Annotated in this window: 19 protein-coding genes and 2 pseudogenes; all 21 read right to left on the bottom strand. The window is 71.1% G+C overall.

Annotated features, from left to right (window positions below):
- Positions 1-101: 101 nt before the first annotated feature.
- A pseudogene (locus ACH4U8_RS21265) lies at positions 102-881 on the bottom strand (hypothetical protein); the annotation flags it as partial.
- 147 nt (positions 882-1028) lie between these two features.
- Positions 1029-1916, bottom strand: a complete 888-nt coding sequence (locus tag ACH4U8_RS21260) for a hypothetical protein (RefSeq protein ID WP_395779354.1) — start codon at positions 1914-1916, stop codon at positions 1029-1031.
- Positions 1917-2677: 761 nt separating this feature from the next.
- The gene (locus ACH4U8_RS21255; RefSeq protein ID WP_360305742.1) at positions 2678-3796 is read right to left on the bottom strand and encodes an aminopeptidase P family protein; all 1119 of its coding nucleotides are present in this window, start codon (positions 3794-3796) and stop codon (positions 2678-2680) included.
- A 49-nt stretch (positions 3797-3845) separates the two neighbouring features.
- Positions 3846-5162 (bottom strand): dipeptidase, encoded by a 1317-nt coding sequence (locus ACH4U8_RS21250; protein ID WP_395779548.1) that lies wholly within the window; start codon positions 5160-5162, stop codon positions 3846-3848.
- Between the two features lie 79 nt (positions 5163-5241).
- Positions 5242-5679, bottom strand: a complete 438-nt coding sequence (locus tag ACH4U8_RS21245) for a hypothetical protein (RefSeq protein ID WP_395779352.1) — start codon at positions 5677-5679, stop codon at positions 5242-5244.
- The gene (locus ACH4U8_RS21240; protein ID WP_395779350.1) at positions 5676-7163 is read right to left on the bottom strand and encodes an APC family permease; all 1488 of its coding nucleotides are present in this window, start codon (positions 7161-7163) and stop codon (positions 5676-5678) included. Before ACH4U8_RS21240 ends, ACH4U8_RS21245 begins: the two co-directional genes overlap by 4 nt.
- A gap of 396 nt (positions 7164-7559) precedes the next feature.
- The gene (locus ACH4U8_RS21235) at positions 7560-9005 is read right to left on the bottom strand and encodes an MFS transporter (protein WP_395779348.1); all 1446 of its coding nucleotides are present in this window, start codon (positions 9003-9005) and stop codon (positions 7560-7562) included.
- Positions 9006-10030: 1025 nt separating this feature from the next.
- On the bottom strand, positions 10031-10447 hold the full coding sequence (locus ACH4U8_RS21230; protein ID WP_395779346.1) for an NUDIX domain-containing protein: 417 nt from the start codon (positions 10445-10447) through the stop codon (positions 10031-10033).
- A 748-nt stretch (positions 10448-11195) separates the two neighbouring features.
- Positions 11196-12272 (bottom strand): hydrogenase expression/formation protein HypE, encoded by a 1077-nt coding sequence (gene hypE / locus ACH4U8_RS21225; RefSeq protein ID WP_360305754.1) that lies wholly within the window; start codon positions 12270-12272, stop codon positions 11196-11198.
- Positions 12265-13389, bottom strand: a complete 1125-nt coding sequence (hypD, locus tag ACH4U8_RS21220; protein WP_360305756.1) for a hydrogenase formation protein HypD — start codon at positions 13387-13389, stop codon at positions 12265-12267. Before hypD ends, hypE begins: the two co-directional genes overlap by 8 nt.
- Complete coding sequence (locus ACH4U8_RS21215) at positions 13386-13736, bottom strand: HypC/HybG/HupF family hydrogenase formation chaperone (RefSeq protein WP_360305758.1); 351 nt, start codon at positions 13734-13736, stop codon at positions 13386-13388. The genes hypD and ACH4U8_RS21215 overlap by 4 nt, the downstream gene beginning before the upstream one ends.
- Positions 13737-13810: 74 nt before the next feature.
- On the bottom strand, positions 13811-16138 hold the full coding sequence (hypF, locus tag ACH4U8_RS21210) for a carbamoyltransferase HypF (protein WP_395779344.1): 2328 nt from the start codon (positions 16136-16138) through the stop codon (positions 13811-13813).
- On the bottom strand, positions 16135-16947 hold the full coding sequence (gene hypB, locus ACH4U8_RS21205; protein ID WP_395779342.1) for a hydrogenase nickel incorporation protein HypB: 813 nt from the start codon (positions 16945-16947) through the stop codon (positions 16135-16137). The genes hypF and hypB overlap by 4 nt, the downstream gene beginning before the upstream one ends.
- Before the next feature lie 4 nt (positions 16948-16951).
- Positions 16952-17344: a hydrogenase maturation nickel metallochaperone HypA gene (locus ACH4U8_RS21200; protein WP_360305764.1), complete on the bottom strand. Its 393-nt coding sequence runs from the start codon at positions 17342-17344 to the stop codon at positions 16952-16954.
- Between the two features lie 188 nt (positions 17345-17532).
- The gene (locus ACH4U8_RS21195; RefSeq protein ID WP_379988420.1) at positions 17533-17634 is read right to left on the bottom strand and encodes a DUF6893 family small protein; all 102 of its coding nucleotides are present in this window, start codon (positions 17632-17634) and stop codon (positions 17533-17535) included.
- Positions 17619-18311: a hydrogenase maturation protease gene (locus ACH4U8_RS21190; RefSeq protein ID WP_395779340.1), complete on the bottom strand. Its 693-nt coding sequence runs from the start codon at positions 18309-18311 to the stop codon at positions 17619-17621. Before ACH4U8_RS21190 ends, ACH4U8_RS21195 begins: the two co-directional genes overlap by 16 nt.
- Positions 18308-19840 carry a hypothetical protein gene (locus tag ACH4U8_RS21185; protein WP_395779338.1) on the bottom strand — a complete coding sequence of 511 codons (1533 nt, stop codon included), beginning with the start codon at positions 19838-19840 and terminating at the stop codon, positions 18308-18310. The genes ACH4U8_RS21190 and ACH4U8_RS21185 overlap by 4 nt, the downstream gene beginning before the upstream one ends.
- A complete protein-coding gene (locus ACH4U8_RS21180) occupies positions 19837-20526 on the bottom strand; it encodes a DUF6084 family protein (RefSeq protein WP_395779336.1) in 690 nt (229 codons plus the stop codon). The genes ACH4U8_RS21185 and ACH4U8_RS21180 overlap by 4 nt, the downstream gene beginning before the upstream one ends.
- Before the next feature lie 140 nt (positions 20527-20666).
- Positions 20667-21281: pseudogene (locus ACH4U8_RS21175) on the bottom strand (DUF5947 family protein); the annotation flags it as partial.
- The gene (locus ACH4U8_RS21170; protein WP_395779334.1) at positions 21278-21799 is read right to left on the bottom strand and encodes a hypothetical protein; all 522 of its coding nucleotides are present in this window, start codon (positions 21797-21799) and stop codon (positions 21278-21280) included. The pseudogene ACH4U8_RS21175 and the gene ACH4U8_RS21170, both read right to left, overlap by 4 nt.
- On the bottom strand, positions 21796-23583 hold the full coding sequence (locus ACH4U8_RS21165) for a nickel-dependent hydrogenase large subunit (protein WP_360305774.1): 1788 nt from the start codon (positions 23581-23583) through the stop codon (positions 21796-21798). The genes ACH4U8_RS21170 and ACH4U8_RS21165 overlap by 4 nt, the downstream gene beginning before the upstream one ends.
- Positions 23584-23648: the final 65 nt, after the last annotated feature.

Below are 23648 nucleotides of genomic sequence, written 5' to 3'. Positions count from 1 at the left end.
CACCGGAGTTCGATGGGGTGTCAGGCGGCATGGCTCGTTTTGTGGCTCTTCGCAGTCGCTGGTGCGTCAGGCTGCGCACGTGCCCGACGGTCGGCGCTCGCTCAGCCGCTCTCGTCGCGTTCCTCATCCGCGCGCCGACGGCGTGCTCGCCCGGCGATCTCCCCGGCGAGCCTGCCCTTTACCGCGCCGGCCCGATCGAGGGTTCCGCTGCCGATGCTCTTGGCGGCTCCGACTCCCTTCGCTCCTGTTTCGAGCGCCTTGTTCCTCACCTCTGCGGCCGCCTCCACCCATCGTCTCGCCTCCGACGACTCGCCACCCGAATCGATTCCGAGCCGCCCGTGGAAGTCGTGGACGCCGGTGATGACATGGTTGCTCGACTGGACCACAGCCGGGGACTTGGTCGGGTGCAGCAGCACCTTCGCGTTGGCCGCGCCGGCCGCCGTGTTCATTCGGGCCACCAGACGCTCGGTGCTCCGCGAGATGAGGTCCAGCCGGTTCTGTCGGGCGGTTCGAAGCCCGAGGCGGTGATCGTTTAGCTCATCGGGAGTCGCGTTCAACACTCGGTCGAGTTCGAGCACCGCGATCGCGTCCTGTAGTTGGAAGCAGCGGGCCAGGACGGCGAGCCACTCCCGCACCTTGGACTCGGCTCCTCGGGCCGCTGCGGCGATGTCACCGATCTTGCTCTCGCGCTCCATCTTTTCCGCGAGTGCGTCGAGTTGGCGCAACGCGTACACCTGGGTCGTCGCGATCGTCGTCGGCGCGTTCTGCACCTTCGACCACGTGATCTCGGAGACCCGGCCCACCTGCTCCCGGATGGTCATGGCCTCCTCGATCGCGAGGTCCACTCCGATCATTTCGGCCAACGCAGCGTCCTGCTGTGCCCCCGACCGCGGCGCTCAGCTTGTACTTGACGCCGATGCCGCTGCCTTCGACCTGCACGACGTACCTGTCGTCGTTGGGCCGGGCCAGGCGATCGCCCACCTGCCGTCCGAGCCCCGGGCACGAGTGGATGTCCGCCTCCACGAGTGTCACGCCAACGCTCCCTTCGCCTGCCACGCCGGATAGGAGGGCTGCATGTCCTCGGGACGGCCGAACGGGTAGCGAGGACCGTCCGGGCGCGCGTACTCCCGCTTCCCGGACCACACCGAGGGGTCGAGCGAGGGAAACAGCGCCGCTCCCGGCAGGTACGGGTAGCCGGGGCTGCCGGGGGTCTCCAGGGCCGGCGCCCAATATCCGATGAGGCCCTTGAACTGCCCGTTGGCGCCCGGATCGGTGTAGGGGTCGAAGACGACGCCGGCATCGTAGGCGGGGTTCTTCCGGGATTCGATCAGGACGTCGTGTACCAGCGCGGCCTTCCCCGCCACCCCCTGCTTGAGGCGGGTGAAGCGCACCTTGACGGCCTCCCGAATGCTCTGCGGCTTGATGTAGAAGATCGCGTCCCACTCGGTGGCGTGCTTCGAGAGGGTCACCGCGCGTGGGCCGGCGAGCCGGGCGCGGGCCGGGGACTGCAGGTTCTTCTCCACGCTGATGTAGTAGGGCGTCGACTTGATGACGTACATCCACCCCTCCACCCACGCGGCCGACTCGCGATCCTCCTGCAGGACCTTGATCACCCGGAGGCTGTGCAGTTCCTCCGAGTAGAGCGAGGCCAGCCGCAACTTCTCCACCACGCGCGGCACCGGCGACGTCCCCGCGCCCTGATTGATCTGCTCTTTGATCCGGGCGTACTCCTTCGCGTATTTCGCGATCGCCGCGTCGAGGTTCCACGCGCCGAGCAGGTCCTTCTTCGTGATCTTCCAACTGATGAACATGTCGAGCGCCGTCCGCACGTCGGAGGCGACACTCACGAAACCGGAGGAGCGCTGGTAATCGGTGAAACCGGCCACGTGCCGGCACAGGTCCATTCCGCTGCCCACGCGTAGAAGCCGTCCTTGAAGATCTCCTCGGGAGCCCTGGTGTCGAACCGGTAGAACCACTCCGGAATCGGCGCGGAAAGGTAGGGGAAGATCGGGAGCTTGGGCAATCCGGCGGTCGTCATGCGGCCTTCGCCTCGCATCGGGTCGACATTCGGGTGTCGGCGCGTTCGGGAGCCGCCGGAGCCCGGCGGTCGTGCAGACGGATTCCGGGCATGCCGGTACCGGCGTGCTGTTTCGACTTCGACGCGGATCGCCTCGACGCGCCGCACTTCGAGGCGGATCTCTTGTGGCGCCCGAACTTCTCGACGTCGCCTCGACGTTCGGCCCGAGCGGGCCGCATCGGACGGCGGGTACCACCACCGCATCCAGGCGACGCGGCCCTGGAGAAAACACTCGGAGTTCGACGCGCCCCCTGCTCACCGAGGCCGCCCAGGCGACCTCGACCGCATCCACCCCCCGCCCGCGCCGGTCCGCGGCGCCCCCGGCGACGGCTGACAGGCATGAGCGTGGCACGCCACCAATCAGCCCGGAACCCACCCCGCGAAGGTGACCGGAACTCTCCGCGACCTGTCCGGATCGATCTCCGCCACCCGACCCGAACCACCGAATTCCACACGCGAATCGACGAACACGGACGCGGGGCACCACCAGGCAGCGGACGCGGACGTCGTCGACGCCCCATCGGATTTCACGCTCCCGGCCCAGCGCCCCTGCGCCCCTGCGCGACCCCGGCGCCGCCGCCGAGGAATCGCCCGGTGTCCTCAGGAGACGGTGGCGAGTTCGTGCGGGGTGTTGTTGAACCGGAGTCCGGCGGTCTCCGTGACGGTGACGATGTCCTCGATCCGGACGCCGAAGCGTCCCGGGAGGTAGATGCCCGGCTCGATGGAGAAGCACATTCCGGGGACCAGCACCTGCTCCTCGCCCTCGATCATGTAGGGCGGTTCGTGCGTGGTCAGGCCGATGCCGTGGCCGGTGCGGTGGATGAAGTACTCGCCGTAGCCCGCCTGCGTGATGACGGCGCGGGCCACCCGGTCGATCTCCTGACACGGGACACCCGGCCGGACCGCCTCGAACGCCTGCTGCTGCGCCTGACGAACCACCTCGTGCACCGTGCGGACCTCGTCGGGAATGTCGGGGCCGACCTGGACGGTCCGGGTGGTGTCGGAGCCGTAACCGTCCTTGAGGCCACCGAAGTCCAGCACGACGGTGTCACCGGGCCGAATGACCCGCTCGCCGGCCTCGTGATGAGGGTTGGCTCCGTTGGGACCGGAGCCGACCACGGTGAAGTCGACCTGACTGTGGCCGTACTCCTTGAGGAGCCGGGCGAGGTCGGCGGCGACCTCGCTCTCCCGCCGGCCGGCGAAGGCCACCAGGACGATGCCGCGGAAGGCGTCGTCGGCGGCGGCGCCCGCGGCGGCGAGCCGCTCCAGTTCGTCGGAGTCCTTCACGGCGCGGAGCATGGGCAGGGCTCGGGTGAGGGGGAGGTAGCCGCCGGCCGGGAGGACCTCCTGTAGGCCGAGCAGGTGCAGGGCCCAGGCCGAGTCGGAGATCCCGTACCGGCCGTCCGGGTCCAGCAGCCTGCTCGCCGCGGCGTACGGATCGGTGCCGTCCGCCCAGTCCGTGATCGTCAGGGCTCCGGCTCCGGGTGCGCCCTCGGCGTCGGGGCGCTCCAGCCTCGGCACGATCATGGTGGGCGGACGGTTCGGTGTGAGCACCAGCGCGGTGAGCCGCTCGGTGATCGCGACCGGCCGATAGCCGGTCAGATACAGCAGGTCCGGACCGGGTGTGACGACCAGCCCGGACAGGCCGGCTTGCGCCGCCGTGTCGGTGGCCCGCGCCATGCGCGCGGCGAAGTCCTGGACGGTGAAGGGTCTCGGCATGGCGTGGCCGCTCCCGGTTCGGTTCGGTGGTGGGGAAGCGGGCGCCGGATCAGCCACCGACGAGGTCGGCGTAGTGGCGCAGGAAGTTGGCCTCCACCAGGGCCATCCGCTCGATCTCGGTGGGATCGACGCTCTCGTTCGGCGCGTGGATCATGCAGCGTGGCTCCTCGACGCCCATGAGGATCAGTTCGGCCTCGGGGAAGGCGGTGGCGAGGACGTTGCACAGCGGGATCGAACCGCCCTGGCCGAGGAAGGAGATCGGCCGCCCGTAGGCGTCCTGCATGGCGCGGTCGAGCGCGGCGTACGCGGGTCCGTCGGTGGCCGCGCGGAACGGCGCGCCGGTGCCCTCGCGCTCCACGTGGACCCGCGCGCCCCAGGGGGCCGCGGCCTTCAGGTGCGCCGCCAAGGCGTCCGCGGCCTTGTCGACATCGGTGCCGGGCGGGACCCGGAGGCTGACCCGCGCTCGCGCCTTGGCCGGCACGGCGGCGGCCGAACCGACCACCGGGGGGCAGTCGATACCCAGGACGGTCACGGCCGGGCGTGCCCACAGCCGGTCGGCCACGCTGCCGGAACCGAGCAGCGCCACCCCGTCGAGGACACCCGCGTCCGTGCGAAACTGCTGCTCGTCGTAGCCGATTCCCTCCCAGACGCCGCTGCCGGACACACCCTGGACGAGAGTGCCGCCGTCCGCGTCGCGGAGCGAGTCGAGGATCCGGATCAACGCGGCCAGCGCGTCCGGCGCGGGCCCGCCGAACATGCCCGAATGCACGTCGCCGGCCAGCGTGGACACGGTGACCACGACGTTGGCCAGGCCGCGCAGCACGGTCGTCGCGGTGGGTACGCCCACGGCCGCGTTGCCGGTGTCGCAGACGAGCAGCGCGTCGGCGCGCAACTCGTCGGCATGTTCCGGCACATAGGCCTCCAGGCCGCCGGTGCCCTGTTCCTCCGACCCTTCGACCACCAGTTTCAGGCCCACCGGGATGTCCTCGCCCAGCGCTCGCAGCGCGGTGAGATGCATGACGATGTTGCCCTTGCAGTCGGCCGCGCCGCGCCCGTACCAGCGGCCGTCCCGCTCGGTGAGCTCGAACGGCGGGGACTGCCAGGCCACGGCGTCCAGCGGGGGCTGCACGTCGTAGTGGCTGTACAGCAGCACGGTCGGGGCCCCCGGGGGTGCCGGACGGTGGCCGACGACGGCGTTGCTGCCGTCCGGGGTCGGCACCGGGCGAACATCGCGCAGCCCCACCTCGGTGAAGGCCGCGGCGACCCATTCGGCGGTACGCAGGCAGTGCTCGGGAGGGTATTGGCGAGGGTCCGCGACCGAGGGCATCGCGACCAGTTCCGCGAGATCCGCCTTGGCCCTGGGCATCAACGCGGCAATCCGGCCGGCGAGATCGTCGGTCACGTCCGTCCGCCCGTCCACTGCTCCTCGGCGTCGTGTCGGTTCGTCAGTCACGGACGATGTCCCCTGTCTTGAGATCCTTGATCCTGTTCTGGTAGTCGTCCAACTTGTTCGGACAGTAGATCCTGATCACCTCGGCGCCGGCCTCCAGGATCCGCCGGTCGGCGATGATCGGGCGCTGACCGGGTCCGCCCGCGCCGTTGGACATCTGGTTCAGCCACAGGCCGCGCCTCAGGGCCGAGTTGGGGTCCTCGCAGACCGGGCCGCCGTCGGTGCCCAGGGTGTCGGCGATGTTGCCCGTGTTCCGCGCGGCGAAGCCGTGGGCGACGAGGGCGTCGTTCAGCTCGTTCGCCTTCCGGTGGGCCTCGTTGGAAGCCCGCTGCTGCGTGTACGTCAACAGCGCGATGACCATCATGCCGACCAGCACGACGACCGCGCCGACGAAGATCCATCGGTGCTCGGACCACATTCGGGTGGGGCTCATGCCGCACCTCCGTCGACCTGGGCGGTGGCATCGGGCTGCCGCCAACCGGGTTTGCGTGCCTTCAGGAACGCCACCGGGATGACCAGCCCGAGCAGCAGGAGGCCACCGCCGACGATGCCGACGTAGGCCCAGGCGTTGCCACCGTTGAACTGCGAGGACGGGATGAAGCCGATCGCCATGGCCAGCGCCGAGGCGACGAAACCGACCACGCAGAGCGTGGTGAGCATCGGTGCGCGGTAGCCACGCGGGTGGTCGGGCAGCTTGCGGCGCAGTTGGATGGCGGCCACGAACATCAGCAGGTACATGATCAGGTACACCTGGGTGGTGATGACCGAGACGATCCAGTAGACGCTGGACACGTCCGGGATCAGCGCGTACAGCAGGGCGATGACGGTGGTGAGCAGGCCCTGGGTGACCAGGATGTTCTGTTGGATGCCATGTGCGTTGAGCTTCTGGAGGTACGGGGGCAGGTAGCCCTCTTCACGGGAGATCAGCAGCAGGCCCTTGGACGGGCCGGCCAGCCAGGTGAGCATGCCGCCGAGCGAGGCGGCACACAGCGCGATCGCGACGATCGGGACCAGCCAGCCGATGTGGAAGTACTGGAAGAAGGCGTCGAAGGCCTGCATGACACCCGCGGTGAGGCTGAGCTGGTTCGCCGGGATGACCCAGCTGATCGCCAGGGCCGGCAGGATGAAGATCAGCAGGACCAGGCCCATGGCCAAAAACATCGACTTCGGGAACTCCTTGGCCGGGTTCCGCAGCTTGTTGACGTGGACCGCGTTCATCTCCATGCCCGAGTAGCTGAGGAAGTTGTTCACGATCAGCACCAGGCTGGCGATGCCGGTCCACTGGGGGAACAGGTGCGACCCGTCCATCGGCGCGGCGGAGGCGTTGCCCTGGCCGAGGAAGACGAAGCCGAGCAGAACCAGCAGCGTGCCGGGGATCAGCGTGCCGATGATCAGGCCCCAGGACGCCAGGCCCGCGACGGCGTTCGTACCGCGGGAGGACACCCACACGCCGCTCCAGTACAGGACCACGATGACGATCGCGGTGTACACGCCGTTACTGGCCAGTGCCGGATTGACCACGTACGAGATCGTGCTGGCCACGAAGGCGAGCAGGCTGGGGTAGTAGAAGATCGTCATGGCGAACTGGCACCAGACGGCAAGGAAGGCCAGCGGCTTCGACAGCCCCTGCGCGACCCAGTTGTAGACCCCGCCGCTCCAGCCGGACGCCAGCTCCGCCGACACCAGCGCGGTGGGCAGCAGGAACACGATGGCGGGCACCAGATAGAGGAAGACGCAAGCCAGTCCGTACACGGCCATCGTGGGCGAGGCCCGCAGACTCGCGACGGAGGCCGTCGTCATCATCGCCAGCGTCAGCCAGGGGATCTTCCCTGCCGCGGCTGCCGAACGGGCCTCGCTCACCGGCGTCGCCCCGGCCGGCCGGCCGAAGTCGTCCGCCGGCACGTCAGCAGCGCTCATCAGGTGCCTCTCTTCCCGGTCGATGATCACCTGGAGTTCATTGTCGTCACGGTGCGTGATGTGTGCTCGTCCGGTTGGGCCTTCCGGGGTTTGATCAACCCGTCCGGTGGCCGGAAGCCGCGACTCGGTCGATCTCGGTCGTGGCGGGCGGGAGGGCGGCGACACGGCCGGGTGGCCTCCCCGGTGGCCCGGGTACGAGAGCCGATTCTTGTGTGACGGCGTCGGCATTTCCGCCGGGTTCCGCGCCGGCCGGATCCGTATCGACCGCAGGGTCGCCGCCGGCGCGCCGAGGCGGTGGTCACCGTGTCGGAGCACGTGGGGCGGGTCGGCGGGAGTGCTTCGAGGACGCGTCACCGAGCGGCCCGGATCTGCCGGGGCGAGAGAGCCGGGTACCGGTTACCGGCCTCCGCCGGGGACGGTATGTGCGTGGGAGGCCGCCGCCATCCCGTACGCCCCGGGCTCGGCCCGACGGCGGCGGGTACGAACCGCCAGGACGGACAGCAGCACGCCCACGCCGGACGCGATCGCCAGCAGCAGGCACGCGCCGGACAGGCCCGCCGCCAGCGCATCCGCCGCCCCTTCTCCGTCCGAGCGCCGCGACTGTCCCACCGTCGTGTTGACCGTCGCCACAGCCGCCGTGAACGCGGCCGCACCGATGTATCGCGCCATGTTCGAGATGCCGGACGCCGCGCCGACGTCGTCGTCGGACACCGACGACGTGGACGCCGAACTCGCCGGACCGTTGACGAGTCCCAGGCCGACGGCCACGAGCACGAGCGGGAGGACGAACGCCGCATACCGCCAGTCCCCCCGGACGAACACCAGCCACACGCAACCGGCCGTCGTCGCCGCGAAGCCGATGGCGAGCATCGGTCCGATGCCCAGCCGATGGACTGCCCGGGGCACGAGCGGCGTGACCGCGATCAGGCCCACCGTCGCGGGCAGCGTGGCCAGTCCCGCCTGCAACGGGCTCAACGCGAGCGTGGCGGGGTTCTGGAAGTACAGGCTGACCAGATACATCAGACCGTTGATCACGCCCGCGCTCAGCAGGATCCCGACCGTCGCTCCGATCAGCACACGATTCCTCAGCAGCCGCAGGTCCACCAGCGGTGCCTCGATCCGCCGCTCCACCGCGACGAAAGCCACGCCCGCCACCAACGCCACGGCGAAGCACCCCAGTACCCCGGCCGACGCCCAGCCCCATGTCGCCCCCTCGCTCAGCGCGAGCAGCGCCGGGGCCAGTACGGCGGCGATCAGCACGGTCCCCGCGAAGTCGATCGAGCGACTGCGATCGGGATCGCGGGATTCGGCGACACCCCTCAGCGTGATCGGGACGCAGACGAGAGCGATCGCCGCGTCGATCCAGAACAGCCCCTGCCATCCGGTGCCTTCCACCAGCACACCGCCGGCCAGCGGCCCGGCCGCGGCGCCCACCGCCGACGCCCCGCCCCACAGCGTCACCGCCCGAACCTGCCCCGCCCCTGCCGTGGACACGGACAACAGACTCATCCCACACGCCAGGATCGTCGCCCCCGCGGCCCCCTGGATGGCCCGACCCGCGATCACCCCCGCACCACCGCCGGACAACGCGATCAACACGCAGGAGACGATGAACAGCGCCAAGCCGCCCAGGAAGACCAGACGCCGTCCGAACACGTCGCCCAGGGCGCCCGAGGTGACGATCACCGCCGCGCCCACCAGCGAATACCCGGTGACGGCCCACTGCAAGGTGTCCAGCGACGTGCCGGTGTCCGTACTGATCGCCGGAAGCAGGATGCTGACCGCGGAGGTGTTCGCATTGACGACCAGAGTCGAGATGCAGGTCGCGATCAGCACAGCCATCGACGCCGACCGGTCGGCAGCCGCGGGTACCGCGTCGGGTGTCCGGGAATTCACATGGGCAGGTTCACACGCGTCGCACCACCCCGCAGCCCGGGACGGCACCCGGGCGGGCCCGGCCGGGTGCCGTACGGCACCCGTGTGGCGCACGGATGTGATCGGCGCTTCGCGGCAACGCGGGACACGACATGGCAGGTGTGATTCAGAGCGCGGTGAGAGTGGTGAGAGGCGGGTTGACCTCGAAGACGATCGGGCACCGAGTGCCGAGCGCCGCCGCGACCCCGGCCGACGGCCCGGGGGCGTGCGTCGGTGATCCGGACCCTGGAGGTCCGGTCGTGGAAGTCGTCGTCGGCGCGGTCGGCCGACCGGGTGATGGACTGCGAGTTGCCGGGGCCCTTGTGGGGCGTTGGTGGGGTGGCGGTTCGTCCGGGGTTTCGTGTGCTGGTCGGGAACCCGGCGGGGCCGCGGTGGGCGGGGTCGGGCTGTGGTGGTGGGGGCTTCGCGGTGCGGGTGTGGTGGCCTGGGGGTTGGTCGTAGAGGGCGGCGTCGGCCGGGTCGAGGGCGCTGCGCGGGTCGTGATTGTTGTGGCGGATATTGGCCCGGAACGCGAGAGCGGTGGATCCGGTGGTGGCGTCCTCGCAGGAAGTGGCGGCCCGTAACGAGGTGGCGAAGTGTCGTTCCGCGCCGGCGTTGTGGCCGCTGTCGTACGCGCGCCACGCCGGTGATGGGACGCCTCGGCGGGGCTGCTCCGAGTGGGCGTCGGCCGCAGTCCCGACCCTCGTGCCGACGGGCCCCACCCACACCGCGTCCCCAACCCCGCCACACCGCACCGGCCGCGCCACGGATGAACGTCTTGTCGTAGCCGAGAGCTCGGCCCAACGCCTGCCTGGGACAGGGCGGGCGTTGACCGTGCGGTGGTGGCGCAGGATCCGGGCGAGGTTGCGGGTGGCGGGGACGGCGTGGCCCTCGGGTGTCGCCGATCGCCACACCCCTTGTCGCCGGGGCGCTTCCGAGGGTCGTGGTTCGGTTTACGCCCGGGCGGGGTGGTCGAACCACGTTTCGATGGAGCGTTTGTAGCCGTCCGGCATGAACAGGGCGGGGATCTCCGCCCGGCCGAAGAGCCCGATCTCCTTGTGTTCGTGGCTGAGGACCGGGGCCGTGCGGGTGTCGAGAGGGTGGACGCCGTAGGTGACGATCAGCACGTGCCGACCGGGGATGGGCTGATACACCCAAGTGTCGAGCAGGGGGCCCGTCTTCGCGTCCCACATGGTTTCCTCGGCGATCTCGCGGACGACGCACTCTGCGGGTTCCTCGCCCAACTCCAATCGTCCGCCGGGGAGTTCCCACTCCCGACGCTCGTTACGCAGGAGCAGGACACGGCCTTCGTGGTCGACGACGACCCCCTTGACCGAGACGGGCCAGGTGCGAGGGGTGGGGTTGTCCATGGAGTCCTTCGCGGGTGGTGTTCCGGGCACGGGACTTCGGAACTTAGCACCGGGGCCGCCCCGCACGGGACTCCTGCGGCGATGACGGTGGGTCGACGATTCCAACTGCTCAACCCGCCACGCCTGATGATGCCGACTTGCGCGGCTCCCGCAACGTCGGTGGGCAATGCCGACTCGCGGACGGGCGGGCGCTCCCGAAGGACCCGGCCGAGCGGCCACCGGACGCCGTCCATTGCCCGGTCGGCGTTGTCCGGGCACGGTGACGGCCACTTCGGATCGGTGTTCGCCCCGGCCGGCCCCGGGGTCTGGGCGATACGGCTGCGCCAAGGCGACATGGCCCGGTCCGCGTCGATCACCCGGTCACACCTCCCCCTACCGCGCGAGGTCATCGAGGCGAGCACGCCGACCGTGGAGACTGCGCCGGGTGCGGCAAATGGTGACAGGACGGCGACCCTTCCCACGAGTGGGACGCCTGGATCAACGACGGCCTCACCTGTGAGGACATCCCCTCCGCCTCCGGCGCCGCCGGCACTGCCACCCCGCCCCGACACCCGCTGCGGTCGCCCCCGCCACCACCGACACTCCCGACGCGGTCACCGGTCGTACGCCTACCGGCGGGGTGAACACCTGCTCGCACTCGCTGGTTCTCGCGGTCGCATCCGGCGCCGCCTACTCCACGCGTGCCCCCGAGGGTCCGTCCCTTCGACGGCATCGAGCACCCGTGCCTGCGGGCACGGCTCCGGTGGCTTCAGCAGATGCGGGGCAGTTGTTCGCCCAGTGGCATGTCCAGCACGCGCGTGCCGCCCAGGCCCGTGCGGGCGACCACCATGCCGCGGTGCTCCTCGACGCACTCGCCGATCACGGCCGCGCCCGCGCCCAACGGGTGGGCGCGCATCGCCGCCAGGATCGCGTCGGCGTGCTCACGGGGTACGAACGCCACCAGCTTGCCCTCGTTGGCCACGTACATCGGGTCGAGGCCCAGGATCGCGCACGCGTTGGTCACGGCCGGCGGGACCGGGACGGCCTGTTCCGAGATCACCACGCCCACCCCGGCCGCCGCGGCGATTTCGTTGAGCGCGGCGCCGAGCCCGCCCCGGGTGGGGTCGCGCAGCACGTGCAGGTCCGGCGTGACCGCGAGCATCGCCTCGACCAGGCCGCCGAGCGCGGCGCAGTCGCTGCGGATCTCGACGTCGAATTCGAGGCCCTCGCGCACGCTCATCACCGCCACACCGTGCACGCCGATGTCGCCGCTGACCACCACCACGTCGCCCGGGACCGCGCGTTGCGGCCGAATGTCGACGCCCGCCGGGATCAGTCCGATCCCCGCGGTGTTGAGGTAGACGCCGTCGCCGTGACCGGCCTCGACGACCTTGGTGTCGCCGGTGACGATCTCCACCCGCGCGGCGCGGGCCGCGTCGCCCATCGCCCACGCGACCCGGGCGACGACCGACATGTCCACGCCCTCCTCCAGGATGAAGGCGCAGGACAGATAGGCGGCCCGCGCCCCGCTCATCGCGAGGTCGTTGACCGTGCCGTTCACCGCGAGTTCGCCGATGCCGCCGCCGGGGAAGAACAGCGGCCGGACCACGTACGAGTCGGTGGAGAACGCGAGTCTGGCCCCGCCCAGGGTCAGCACCGCCGAGTCCGCGAGCCCGGCCAGCACCGGGCCGCCGAACGCCGGGGCGAAGACGTGCTCGACGAGTTCGGCGGACAACGCGCCGCCGCCGCCGTGGCCGGTGACGATCCTGGGATGGTCGCGCAGGGGTGTCGGACAGGTCCAGCCGGAGAAGTCGGGCGCGGAGTGCACGTCGGTGAGGTCAGACAACGGGGCTCGCCTCCCGGGGCGCGGTCGTGGCGTCGAGTCGGCGGTAGAGGTAATAGGCGGCGCAGGCGCCCTCGCTGGAGACCATCGTGGCGCCCAGCGGGTTGCGCGGCGTGCACGAGGTGCCGAAGGCCGCGCACTCGTTGGGCTTGAGCAGGCCCTGGAGCACCTCGCCGCTGCGACACTCGGCGGGCTCGCGGGTGGTGATGTCGGTGACCTCGAAGCGGTGCTCCGCGTCGTGCTCGCGATAGCGCGGCGACAACCGCCAGCCGCTGTCGGGGATCACCCCGATGCCGCGCCAGGCTCGGTCGGTGACCTCGAAGACGTCGGCGAGCATGGCCCTGGCCGCGGGGTTGCCCTCCGGGCGCACCGCGCGGGCGTAGGCGTTGTCGACGGTGTGTTCGCCGCGTTCGAGTTGGCCCACGGTGCGGCGGATGCCCTCCAAGATGTCCAGCGGTTCGAACCCGGTGACCACGATGGGGACCCGGTGGCGTTCGGCGAGCGCCGGATACTCGTCGATGCCCATCACGCTGCACACGTGGCCCGCCGCGAGGAACCCCTGTACGCGGCAGTCGGGCGAGTTCATGATCGCCTCGACGGCGGGCGGAACCCGTACATGCGAGACCAGCAGGCTGAAGTTGCGAATGCCCAGCCGCCTGGCCTGATACACCGTCATGGCATTGGGCGGCGCGGTGGTTTCGAAGCCGATGCCGAAGAACACCACTTCGCGATCCGGGTTGTCCCGGGCGATCTTGAGCGCGTCCAGCGGTGAGTACACCACCCGAACGTCGCCGCCCTCCGCACGCACCCGGAACAGGTCGCGATCCGTCCCCGGTACCCGCAGCATGTCGCCGAACGAGCAGAAGACCACCCCTGGGCGGGCCGCGATCGCCAACGCCTTGTCGATGATCTCCAGCGGCGTGACGCACACCGGACACCCGGGTCCATGGATCAACTCCACCTCGGGAGGCAGCAGTTGATCGATGCCGTGCCGGATGATCGTGTGCGTCTGCCCACCGCACACCTCCATGATCGACCAGGGGCGGGTCACCGTTGCCCGGATCTCGTTCAGCAGGCGACGGCCCACCTCCGGATTGCCGAACTCCTCCAGATACTTCACCGCGCGATCTCCCTCGCTGTGTCGCCCGCGGCGACCGCGGGACCCGATCCGGGCGCCTCGTTCGGCCCGGACACCCAGTCGGGTTCGCCGGCCGCCTCCCATGGATCGCCGAACTCCTCTTGCAGCAGCCCGAGTTCGTCGAACAGCGCCAGCGTCTGCCGAGCCGACTCCTCGTCCAGCCGCTGCAGCGCGAACCCCACGTGCACGATGGCGTATTCGCCCACCCGCAGGTCCGGGAGATATTCGAGGCACACTTCCTTGACCACGCCGCCGAAGTCGACGAGAGCCATCCGGGTGCCGTCGCGATCCTCGATGCTGGTCACTCTGCCGGGTACCGCCAGGCACATCGGATTCTCCTCGTAGTCCGGAACGGCTTTGATTCGACGCTGTGATTCGACGACTGTGATTCGACGGCTGTGCTTCAACGGACGGCGGACCGATCGTGCGCCGCCACCATCAATTGGCCGAGCGCGAGCCCGCCGTCGTTGGGCGGGACCCGGTGATGCCGCAGCACGGTGAAGCCGTCCGCGCGCAATACCCGCGTACACGCCGACAACAGGAGCGCGTTGGCGAACACCCCGCCGGTCAGCGCGACCGCCGTCGGTCCGTACACCTCCCGCGCCCGCGCGCAGACCCGGGCGACAAGATCGGTCACCGCATGGTGGAAGCGGGCCGCGAGCACCGGAACGGGTACGCCCGCCCGCAGGTCCGACAACGCGGCGGTCAACACCGGACCCGGATCCGCGACCAGCAACGCGGGAGCCGCAGCCGGCAGCAACGCGAAGGCGTAGCCCGCTCCCGGCTCCACGCCCACGGCGGCCGCTTCGAGCTCGATCGCGGCCTGCGCCTCGTAGCCCGCCCGATGACAGATCCCGATCAGCGACGAGAACGCGTCGAACAGTCGGCCCATGCTCGACGTGGGCACACAGCCGAGCCCGCGCACCAACTGGACCTCCAACACCCGCAGTTCCTCCGCAGGGCAGGCCACGACCGGAGGCAGATCGGGCGACCACGGCAGGCCCGCGGCGTGCAGGTGCGACAACGCCATGCGATACGGCCGGGCGACCGCGCCGTCCCCGCCCGCGAGCGGGGCGTAGCGCAGGTGCGCCAGGCGCCGGTAGCCCGCGTAATCGGCGAGCAGGAACTCGCCGCCCCACACCGCCCCGTCGTCGCCGTAGCCGGTGCCGTCGAACGCGACGCCGAGCACCGGCTGTGCACCGGTGAGGCCGTGTTCCGCCATCGCCGCCGCGACGTGCGCGTGGTGGTGCTGTACCGCCGTGACCGGCCGGCCCGCCACGTCGCGCCGCGCCCACGCGGTGGACCGGTAGCCGGGGTGGCGATCGGCGGCCAACGCCTGCGGCCGCACACCGGTCACCGCCGTCAGGTGCTCGACCGCGTGGCCGAACGCGGTCAGGGTCGCGATGTCGTCCATGTCGCCCACGTGCGCCGACAACCACGCCTGGCGTCCCTCGCCCACCGCGAACACGTTCTTCAGATCCCCGCCCGTCGCCAGGATCGCCGGGATCGGCGCCGGCAGCCCGATCGGCAACGGGGCCCAGCCGCGCGATCGGCGCACGAACATCGGCTCGCCGTCGACGACCCGCACCACCGAGTCGTCGCACGCCACGTGGATCGGCCGATCGTGGGTGAGCCACGCGTCGGCGAGCGACGCCAGTCGGGTCAGCGCCTGCGCGTCGTCGATCACGATCGGCGCGCCGGCCGGGTTGCCGCTGGTGAGGACGAGCAGTTCCGGCCCGGGCGGATCCCCCGGGAGGCCGAGCAGCAGGTGGTGCACGGGCGTGTACGGCAGCAGGAAACCCAGGTCGGGGCTGCCCGGCGCGACCGCGGGCGCGAGCCCGGAACCGCCCGCGCGCCGGCGCAACAACACGATCGGCCGGGCCGCGCCGGTCAGCAGCTCGCGCTCCCGGGGACCCACGTGCGCGTGCGGCTCGACGTCCGCGACGGAGCGCGCCAGTACCGCGAACGGCTTGTCGCCGCGGGCCTTGCGCGCACGCAGTAGAGCCACCGCGTCGGGATTGCCCGCGTCGCACGCCAGGTGGTAGCCGCCGAGTCCCTTGACCGCGACGATCGCCCCGTCCGCGAGCATCCGCCGGGCCTGCGCGATCGGATCCGCGCCGCCGTCCACGCCGGGCCCGACCAGGCTCAGCCGAGGACCACACCCGTGGCACGCGACCGGTTGCGCGTGGAACCTGCGGTCGGCGGGATCGCCGTACTCGCGGGCACACTCCCCGCACATCGGGAACCGGGCCATCGTGGTGTGCGCGCGGTCGTACGGCAGGGCCGTGACGATGGTGAAGCGCGGGCCACAGTCGACGCACGTGACGAACGCGTGCCGGTGTCGACGATTGCCCGGGTCGACCAGCTCGGCCAGGCAGTTCGCGCAGGTCCCCACATCCGGCGGGATCAGCGTCCGGCCCGACCCGCCGGCCGGCGACGCGAGGATCGTGAAGCCGGCGACGCCGTCGACGGGCAACTCCTCGTCGCGCACCGACTCGACGGTGGCCAACGGCGGGGCATCCGTGCCCACCCGGCGCCGGAACTCCGCGACCGCGGCCGACGGGCCCTCGACCTCCACGACCACGCCCGCACCGGTGTTGACGACGTGACCGGCCAGGCCGAGCCGGTCGGCGAGGGTGAACACGAACGGCCGAAACCCCACCCCCTGCACGACGCCGCGCACCGCGATGCGCAGCCGCCGGGTGGCGATCAGGTCCGCGTCGGTGGTCAAGACACCTCCTCCGCGAGGTCGTGGGTGTGGGTGTGTCCGTCGTGCGTGTGGGTGTACGCAACGGCGGGTTCCTCGTCACGGTCGTGTTCGTGGTCGTGGCCGTGCCCGCCCGGGTCGCGGGCCTGCCGCGCCATCACCGGTACATGCGCCGGCGTGCCCGCCGACACCGCCAGCGCGCGATCCAACAGGCCGCCGACGCCCAGCCCGGAGCGGGCGGAGGTGAACAACACCTCGACCCCCGGGTTGACCTGCCGGACGTTGGCCAGGAACGTGGCCTCGTCGAACTCCACCGCCGCGGCGATGTCCAGCTTCGTCAGCACGACGAGATTCGCCAGCCCGAACGCCGTGGGGTACTTGAGCGGCTTGTCCTCGCCCTCGGTGACCGACGCGAGCGCCACCCGCAGGCTCTCGCCCAGGTCGTAGGACGCCGGGCAGACCAGATTGCCGACGTTCTCCACGAACAGCAGCCGCGCGTCGTCCGGCAGCCAGCCCGCCAGATGCCGGCGCAGCATCGCCGACTCCAGATGGCACAGGCCGTCGGTGAGGATCTGCTTCACCGGAACGCCCGCCCTGGCCAGCCGGGTCGCGTCGTTCTCGGTCGCGAGGTCGGCGGTGAGCGCCGCGACCGGTACGCCGCGGGAGCGGGCCGCCCGCAGTTCGGCCTCCAAAAGCGCGGTCTTGCCACTGCCGGGGCTGGACAACAGGTTGACGGCGACGACACCTCGCGCGGCGAGTTCGGCACGCAGCTCGCTCGCGCCGAGATCGTTCTTGGCGAGTACGGCCCGGCGGAGATCCTCGACACGGCACATGGGGTCAGCCCTCCTGGGCGGGTCGCGCGAAAGCAAGAGCGGGAGCGGGGGAGTCGGCCCAGGCGACGTCGACGATCTGCAACTCGCGGCCGGCAAGCAGTTCGGCCGTGGCGCCGTCGCACCGGGGGCAGCACAGGTCCGGTGGCATCCCGACCGCCCACTCCACCGCGCACGGCGCACAACGGGCCCGGGCCGGCACGGTCTCGACGATCAGCTCGGCGCCCCGCAACACCGTGTCCGAGCAGGCCAGTTCGAAGGAGAAGGACAACGCATCGGGGACCACGCCGGCGAGTTCGCCGACCCGCAGACGTACGGTCAGGGCGGCGCTCGCCCCGATATCCCGAGCGGCCTGCTCGACCTGCTCGACGACGGCCATCGCGATCGACATCTCGTGCATCGGTCCTCCTCCCGCAGGCGCCGGCCGCTGCGGCGGCTCGAACCGCGTCGAGCGGTGTGTCCGTCGCGGGTTCATTACAGGGGCCGGTGGCGACGTGTCCGGGGTACCCACGCCGTCACCGCCCCCACAGGTCAGCCATTTGCCGCAGCGCGACGCCCCCGCTCGCCGGACGGCCACCGACCGGGTGTTCACATCCTGCGCATGCGCAGGTAGCGCTTGATGTCGGGCAGGTTGGGGACGACAACGACGACGACGCCCAGGAGCGTCGCGCCGATCAGGATCTTTCGCACGCCGGTGCCTCTCTCGTGGTGGGGTGTTGCGGGTCGTGGTGGGGCGGGTCGGGTCGGTGCCGGTCCGGCCGCGTCGCAACCGGGTTCGGGGCCGCTTCGGCGGCGATTCGTGCGTCCGTATCGGTACCGCCGGCGGCCCGACCCGCCCGGGTGCCCGGCGGGGCCTCTTCGGCGAGCACCCGCAGGATCAGGGCGACCGCCTCGTCGACGGCCGCCGCCACCGGCGGGCTGAGGCCGATGCCCTCCGCCAACGAGGCGGGTTCGCACCCGACCACCAGGACACGGTTCGGTGGGCTGCCCCCGGTGCCCGCGCTGAGCGTGCCGAGCAGGGCCAGTACCGCGTCCGGTCCCATGCGATGGCCGTCGAGGAGGGCGGACCCGGGCTCCACCGAGCCGGCGACCGCCGCCTCGATCAGATAGACCGTGCCCGGCGCACCTCCGCGTGCGGTGGCATCCACCAGGACCAACGTCTGGTAGCCCTCCAGGAGTTGGTACGCCAGGTGCACGCCGCGTACGCCGAAGTCCACCACCTCGACCCCGGCAGGCAGCCGGTGACCGCCGAGCCGAGTGACCGTCTCCACGCCGAACCCGTCGTCGCCGAGAAAGATGTTGCCGACGCCGGCGACCAGTACGTGCGGGGTCGGACCGGTTGCCGGCGGTGGCTCGTGGGCGTTCACGCGTCCTCCGGGAAGCTGATCTCGTCCGGTTGGAAGTACAGGAACCGGCCCTGGAGCCGCCGCAGATCCGCGCCGGGATCGTCGTCCACGATCACCGCGAGGTGCACCGTGCCGTCGACGTCGTGCAGCACGGCCTCGACGAGAGCGTCGCGTCCGTGCAGGAAGAGATCCTGCGCGTCGGTGCGCCGAGGTCCCGGCCGCAGCCGGACCCGGCTGCCGGCGCCGACCGAGCGACCCTCGACGGTGACCCGGTCGGTCGCCGGGTCGAATCCGGCGTCGCTCGCCGGATCCCACCACGGCGTCTCCGGCGGCACGGACAGCGCGGGAGACGCGAACGGGTCGGACGAGAAGGCATCCGACGAGAGGCGGTCGGACGAAGGAGCATCGGACGCGAGGCCGGGCGACACCGGGACGCCGGCCGCGAACGGGTCCGGCGGCAAGGCGCCCGCCGAGGGCGCGCCGATCTGCTCCGGCCCCCTGCCCCCGGTCACCTCGCGCAACGCCCGTACCGTGCCGTGCAGGCGTTCCCACACCTCCGGCGGCAGCGAGTCGGCGAGATCGACGGCCGCCCCGGCTCGGGCGTCGGTGCCGCGCGCCTCGCGCTTCTCCTGCTCGGTCAGCGCCGATGTGCGCAGGGCGAGGATCTCGTCGATCTCGGTGGCGTCGTACAACGCGCCCGGGCTTTCCGGTGCCACCTGGGGGTGGTCCTCCAGGATGATCGGCGAGGACAGGACCACGTCGTCGCGATCGCTCGCCAGGACCGGCCACGTGTGCAGGTTCCGGCACCCGTCCGAGGCGACCTTGGCCCACTCCGGCGGATCGGTCACGGACAGGAACGACCCGGCGGACAAGCCGAGCAGCACGTGCGCGGAGACCAGCGAACAGGGCAGCGCGGCCTCCCGGTCGGCGCGCGTCGGGGGGACCCATGTGCCGGTGTTCTCGACTTCGACGGTGAGCCTGAGCGTGGTGTACGGGCCGGGCAGTTCGGCGGTCCGGACCCGGATCACGCCGTCCACCCGCTCGCGTCGGTGCACCAGGCGGCCGATCGACCGGCCGTCGAGCTCGACCGGTTCGATCTCCTCGCGCGCGGGCCTGGTGAACGCGAACGTACCCCCTTCGCCGGCCAACCGGTCCACGGGAAGCACCAGTTCGACGCGCTCCTCGACGCCCTCGTCCCACGGCACGAACACCCGGTCCGGCAGTTCCAACTTCTCGACCCCCTCGAAGGCGCCGTCCTCGCGGACTCGTTCCACCGTGCGTCGTCGAGCGTGCAGGAAGCGCACCTGGACCGAGAGCGTCGAGCCCCGGCGCGGGTCGATCAGGCACTCGGTGCGCTGCGCGCAGTGTTCGGCGCTGTCGGCACCCCACGCCGGCGGTACCAGCACGCCGAACTGCCAGCGCATCCGGTTCTTGGCCGCCGACGCCCGGTACGGGTAGAGCACGTAGCCCTCGAAGAGCACGGCGTCGGCGATCTGCCGAGCCGCCGCGAACCGCGCGGCGACCTCGGGCGTGAACACGGCCTCGCTCATCGCGCCGCCCCCTCGGTCGACCGCCGGCTGAGACCGCCGAACACGGGTGCCGTGGACGGGGGTTCGGCCGCGTCGAGCAGCGCCCGCACGGTCGCCTCCCAGGACGGCAACCCGTGTCGGGAGCGGTACGCGAGCAACGCGTTCATCGCGTCGCGCGGCAGTCTGAGCCAGCCGCAGCCGGGGAAATGTTGCTCGATCATGTCGTGCCACACCCCCACCGGCAGGCCGAACCGGGCCTCCTTGTGCCACGGCACCGGCTCGACCCGAAAGCCGCCGGCGCCGGTGAACGCCGTACCGGAGAACAACAGCAGCAACGGCACCTCGCCCTCGGCCAGCGCGTGGAAGTAGCGGGACGAGGCGATGTCCATGTCATACGTGCACGGCACGACCAGGTCCACCTCGGTCTCGCCGGTGAACCCCGGCACGGTCAGCGAGACCTGCGCGAACTGGATCGGGTTGAGCGTGGTGCCCCACCGCGAGCGATCACCGAACAGCACGTCCAGCCGTTCGCCTTCCGCCGCGCCGTAGCGCCGCCGGGCCGGCTCGATCCGCATCTGGCAGCGCAACGCGAGCGCGTGCACCCGGGCGTCGTCCTCGGCGGTGATCCGCAACCGGAGAACCAGGGTGGGACCCGCCGCGTACGCATCGGCACGGGCGCCGACACACGTGAAGTTCAGCTCGGTCACGGCTGCTGCCCTTCGGCCGGGACGCCCGCCGGAACAGCGGGGGAAGCGGGGAATGCGGGGGCGACCGCCACGGGCCGGGCAGGCTCCGGGGAAACGGTGTCGGACGCCGGATGCGGTGCTTCCTGCGCGACGCCCTGCCCGGTGCCGCGGAGCACCTGTGCGCGGGCACGTACCCCGTCGAAGAAGGCCGCCAGATCGGCCCGGGCCTCGGCGCCGCCGTCGAAGCCCTGCCAGTGCAGGCGCATCCGGCCCACCAGTTCGTAGCAGATGTCGATCGGCACCAGGAAGCACTCGCTGCGCTCGTCGGCGCGCCGCACCAGCAGCGCCTCCACGTCGGGCCGCAACTCCCGGGCGAGCGTGCTCTCGCCCAGCACCGCCTGCCACATGTCCGGGTCGAGTTCGCTCTCGGTGGCGCCGGCCGGGCTCGGGTAGAACGCGACGAACCGGTCCAGGGCCGCGTTGCGGAAGAAGAACGCCGTGCCGACCGGGATCTGCAGGCTCTCCCAGGCGCCCTCGCCGAGGCTGTGGTCGGGATCCACGAGGTAGCGCTCGGGCACCGCGCGGAACCGGCCGCGCGCGGCGCCGCGTTGCTCGAACAACATCGCGCAGCCCCGGCACGCGCACGCCAGGACGCGCGCCTCGGTGTCGACGAGGTGCCGGTGTCCCGGGTCGACCTCCTGCCCGCACAGTTCGCACCGCTCGGGCCGCGGTGGTGCGGCCCGGCGAAACCGGCGCAGCCCCGTCGCCGCGGTCACCGCGTCACCCCGGCCGGGCGGGAGCCGATCTGGAGCAGCGCGGGCTCGGGCGGCGCGGCGGGCACGTGCTCCAGGTCGAGCGCGGCGACCTCGGGGGCGTGGCACGCGAGGGCGGCCTCGATCGCCTCGCGCGCGGTCCCCGCGGTACTCCCGCAGCCGCAGCCGGAGCTCTCGGCCGCCACCCGCAGCCGCAGGGTCCCGGACGTCGCGTCGAAGCCGAGCACCTCGGCCGGGTGGTCCGCGACCGCGGTCAGGCCCCGGGCGATCCGGGTGTCGACGTCGTCGGGGTGCAGGTCGTGCAACACGAGCAGACCGGTGACCAGTTCGTCCGCCAGCACCGTGCGTCCGGCGGCCCCGGCGGCCCGGAGCAGGGCCGCCAGCCGGGTGAGCCCGGCGCCGTAGAAGTCCATCAGGGCGCGCACCAGGTCCTCGGTCACGGCCCGGACGGCCGGATCGTCCCGCTCGTCCAGGCCGGCCAGGATCTCCTCGACCCGCAGGCCGGTCTCGTCGGCGTTCACCCGCCCAGTCCGCTCAGGCCGGTGGGCATGTGCATCTCGCGCAGGGTCCGGCCCTCGCCGAGATACATGTGCACGCCGCACGGCAGGCACGGGTCGAAGCTGCGCACCGCGCGCATGATGTCGATGCCCTTGAAGTTCTCCGGAGGGTTCTCCTCGAAGATCGGCGTGTTCTGCACGGCGTCCTCGTACGGCCCCGGGGTGCCGAGAGTGTCCCGCACGCTGGCGTTCCACGGCGTCGGCGGATACGGGTGGTAGTTGGCGATCTTCCCGTCCCGGATGACCATGTGGTGCGACAGCACGCCGCGGACCGCCTCGGTGAAGCCGACGCCGACGGCCTGGTCGGGCACCTCGAACTTCTCCCACGTCTTGGTGTTGCCCGAACGCACCTCGTCGAGGGCCTTCTCGGCGAAGTGCACGGCCATCGCGGCCATGTACGCCTGGAAGTAGGTGCGGGCCCGGTTGCGTTCGAGGGCGTTGCTCCACTTGGGGATCTTCCACTCGAACGTGGTCTCGGGCTTGGTCATCGACTTCGGCAGGTTGATCACCACGCTGTGCCCGGTGGACTTGACGAAGCCGGTGTCGACCAGGCCGTTGAGCGCGGTGGACCACAGCCGGGCGAGCGGGCCGCCGCCGGTGTCGAGGGCGAGATAGTCCTTGCCGTCGTACCAGCGCGGCGACATCACCCAGCTGTAGTTGCCGGCGAAGTCCCGCTTCTGCGGTTCCGGGATGGTGTGCTGGTTCCACGGGTGGCGCGGATCCACGGGGTTGCCGAGCGGGTCGTGCGTGACGAACTGCTCCTGGCCCTCCCAGTCCTTGTAGTACGAACTGCCGAGCAGGATCCGGATGCCGAGGTTGATCTCGGTGAGGTCGTTGGTGATCAGCTTGCCGTCCACCACGATGCCCGGGCTCACGTACATGCGCCGACCCCAGTCGGTCATGTTGCGATACGTGAAGTCGCAGTGGTCGGGGTCGTTGAGCGCGCCCCAGCAGCCGAGCAGGACGCGGCGGCGGCCGACCTCCTCGTAGCCGGGCAGCGCCTCGTAGAAGAAGTCGAACAGGTCGTCGTGCAGCGGGACGACGCGCTTCATGAACTCGACGTAGCGCATCAGCCGGGAGAGGTAGTCGGTGAACAACTGCACCGACGCGACCGTGCCGACGCCGCCCGGATACAGCGTGGAGGGGTGCACGTGGCGCCCCTCCATGAGGCAGAACATCTCCCGCGTGTATCGGCTGACCTGCAACGCCTCGCGGTAGAACTCGCCCTCGATCGGATTGAGCGAGCGCATGATGTCGGCGATCGTGCGAAAGCCGTGCTCGGCGGCGTGCGGGGACTCGGTGCGCTCGGCCAACTCCAGGACGCCCGGGTTGGTTTCGCGGACCATCTTCTCGCAGTAGTCCACCCCGACCAGGTTCTCCTGGAAGATGTTGTGGTCGAACATGTACTCGGCCGCCTCGCCGAGGTTGATGATCCACTCGGCCAGGTGCGGGGGCTTGACGCCGTAGGCCATGTTCTGCGCGTACACCGAACAGGTCGCGTGGTTGTCGCCGCAGATCCCGCAGATCCGGCTGGTGATGAAGTGCGCGTCGCGCGGGTCCTTGCCGCGCATGAACACGCTGTAGCCGCGGAAGACCGACGACGTGCTGTAGCACTCGGCCACGCGTTTCTGCTTGAAGTCGATCTTGGTGTGGATGCCCAGGCTGCCCACGATCCGGGTGATCGGGTCCCAGGACATCTCGGTGAGGCCGCTGCCGTCACCGGCCGCCTTCGTCGTCGTCGATGTCATCGTGTGTGTGGCCCTTCTGGGGGGAAGACGTCGGCGAGCAGGACGCCGGCCGCGCGGACGGGGTG

The sequence above is a fragment of the Embleya sp. NPDC020886 genome (assembly GCF_044333915.1).
GTDB lineage: Bacteria > Actinomycetota > Actinomycetes > Streptomycetales > Streptomycetaceae > Embleya.
Note: the sequence above shows the minus strand (reverse complement) of the source record. Positions and strands in the feature narration are given on the sequence as shown.

What these genes read in the sequence shown, in the direction of transcription:
- ACH4U8_RS21255 (WP_360305742.1), bottom strand. Translation starts at nt 3,796, where the DNA reads ATGCCGAGACCCTTCACCGTCCAGGACTTCGCCGCGCGCATGGCGCGG.
- ACH4U8_RS21250 (WP_395779548.1), bottom strand. Translation starts at nt 5,162, where the DNA reads ATGCCCAGGGCCAAGGCGGATCTCGCGGAACTGGTCGCGATGCCCTCG.
- ACH4U8_RS21245 (WP_395779352.1), bottom strand. Translation starts at nt 5,679, where the DNA reads ATGAGCCCCACCCGAATGTGGTCCGAGCACCGATGGATCTTCGTCGGC.
- ACH4U8_RS21240 (WP_395779350.1), bottom strand. Translation starts at nt 7,163, where the DNA reads ATGAGCGCTGCTGACGTGCCGGCGGACGACTTCGGCCGGCCGGCCGGG.
- ACH4U8_RS21235 (WP_395779348.1), bottom strand. Translation starts at nt 9,005, where the DNA reads ATGGCTGTGCTGATCGCGACCTGCATCTCGACTCTGGTCGTCAATGCG.
- ACH4U8_RS21230 (WP_395779346.1), bottom strand. Translation starts at nt 10,447, where the DNA reads ATGGACAACCCCACCCCTCGCACCTGGCCCGTCTCGGTCAAGGGGGTC.
- ACH4U8_RS21215 (WP_360305758.1), bottom strand. Translation starts at nt 13,736, where the DNA reads ATGTGCCTGGCGGTACCCGGCAGAGTGACCAGCATCGAGGATCGCGAC.
- hypB (WP_395779342.1), bottom strand. Translation starts at nt 16,947, where the DNA reads ATGTGCCGTGTCGAGGATCTCCGCCGGGCCGTACTCGCCAAGAACGAT.
- ACH4U8_RS21200 (WP_360305764.1), bottom strand. Translation starts at nt 17,344, where the DNA reads ATGCACGAGATGTCGATCGCGATGGCCGTCGTCGAGCAGGTCGAGCAG.
- ACH4U8_RS21185 (WP_395779338.1), bottom strand. Translation starts at nt 19,840, where the DNA reads ATGAGCGAGGCCGTGTTCACGCCCGAGGTCGCCGCGCGGTTCGCGGCG.
- ACH4U8_RS21165 (WP_360305774.1), bottom strand. Translation starts at nt 23,583, where the DNA reads ATGACATCGACGACGACGAAGGCGGCCGGTGACGGCAGCGGCCTCACC.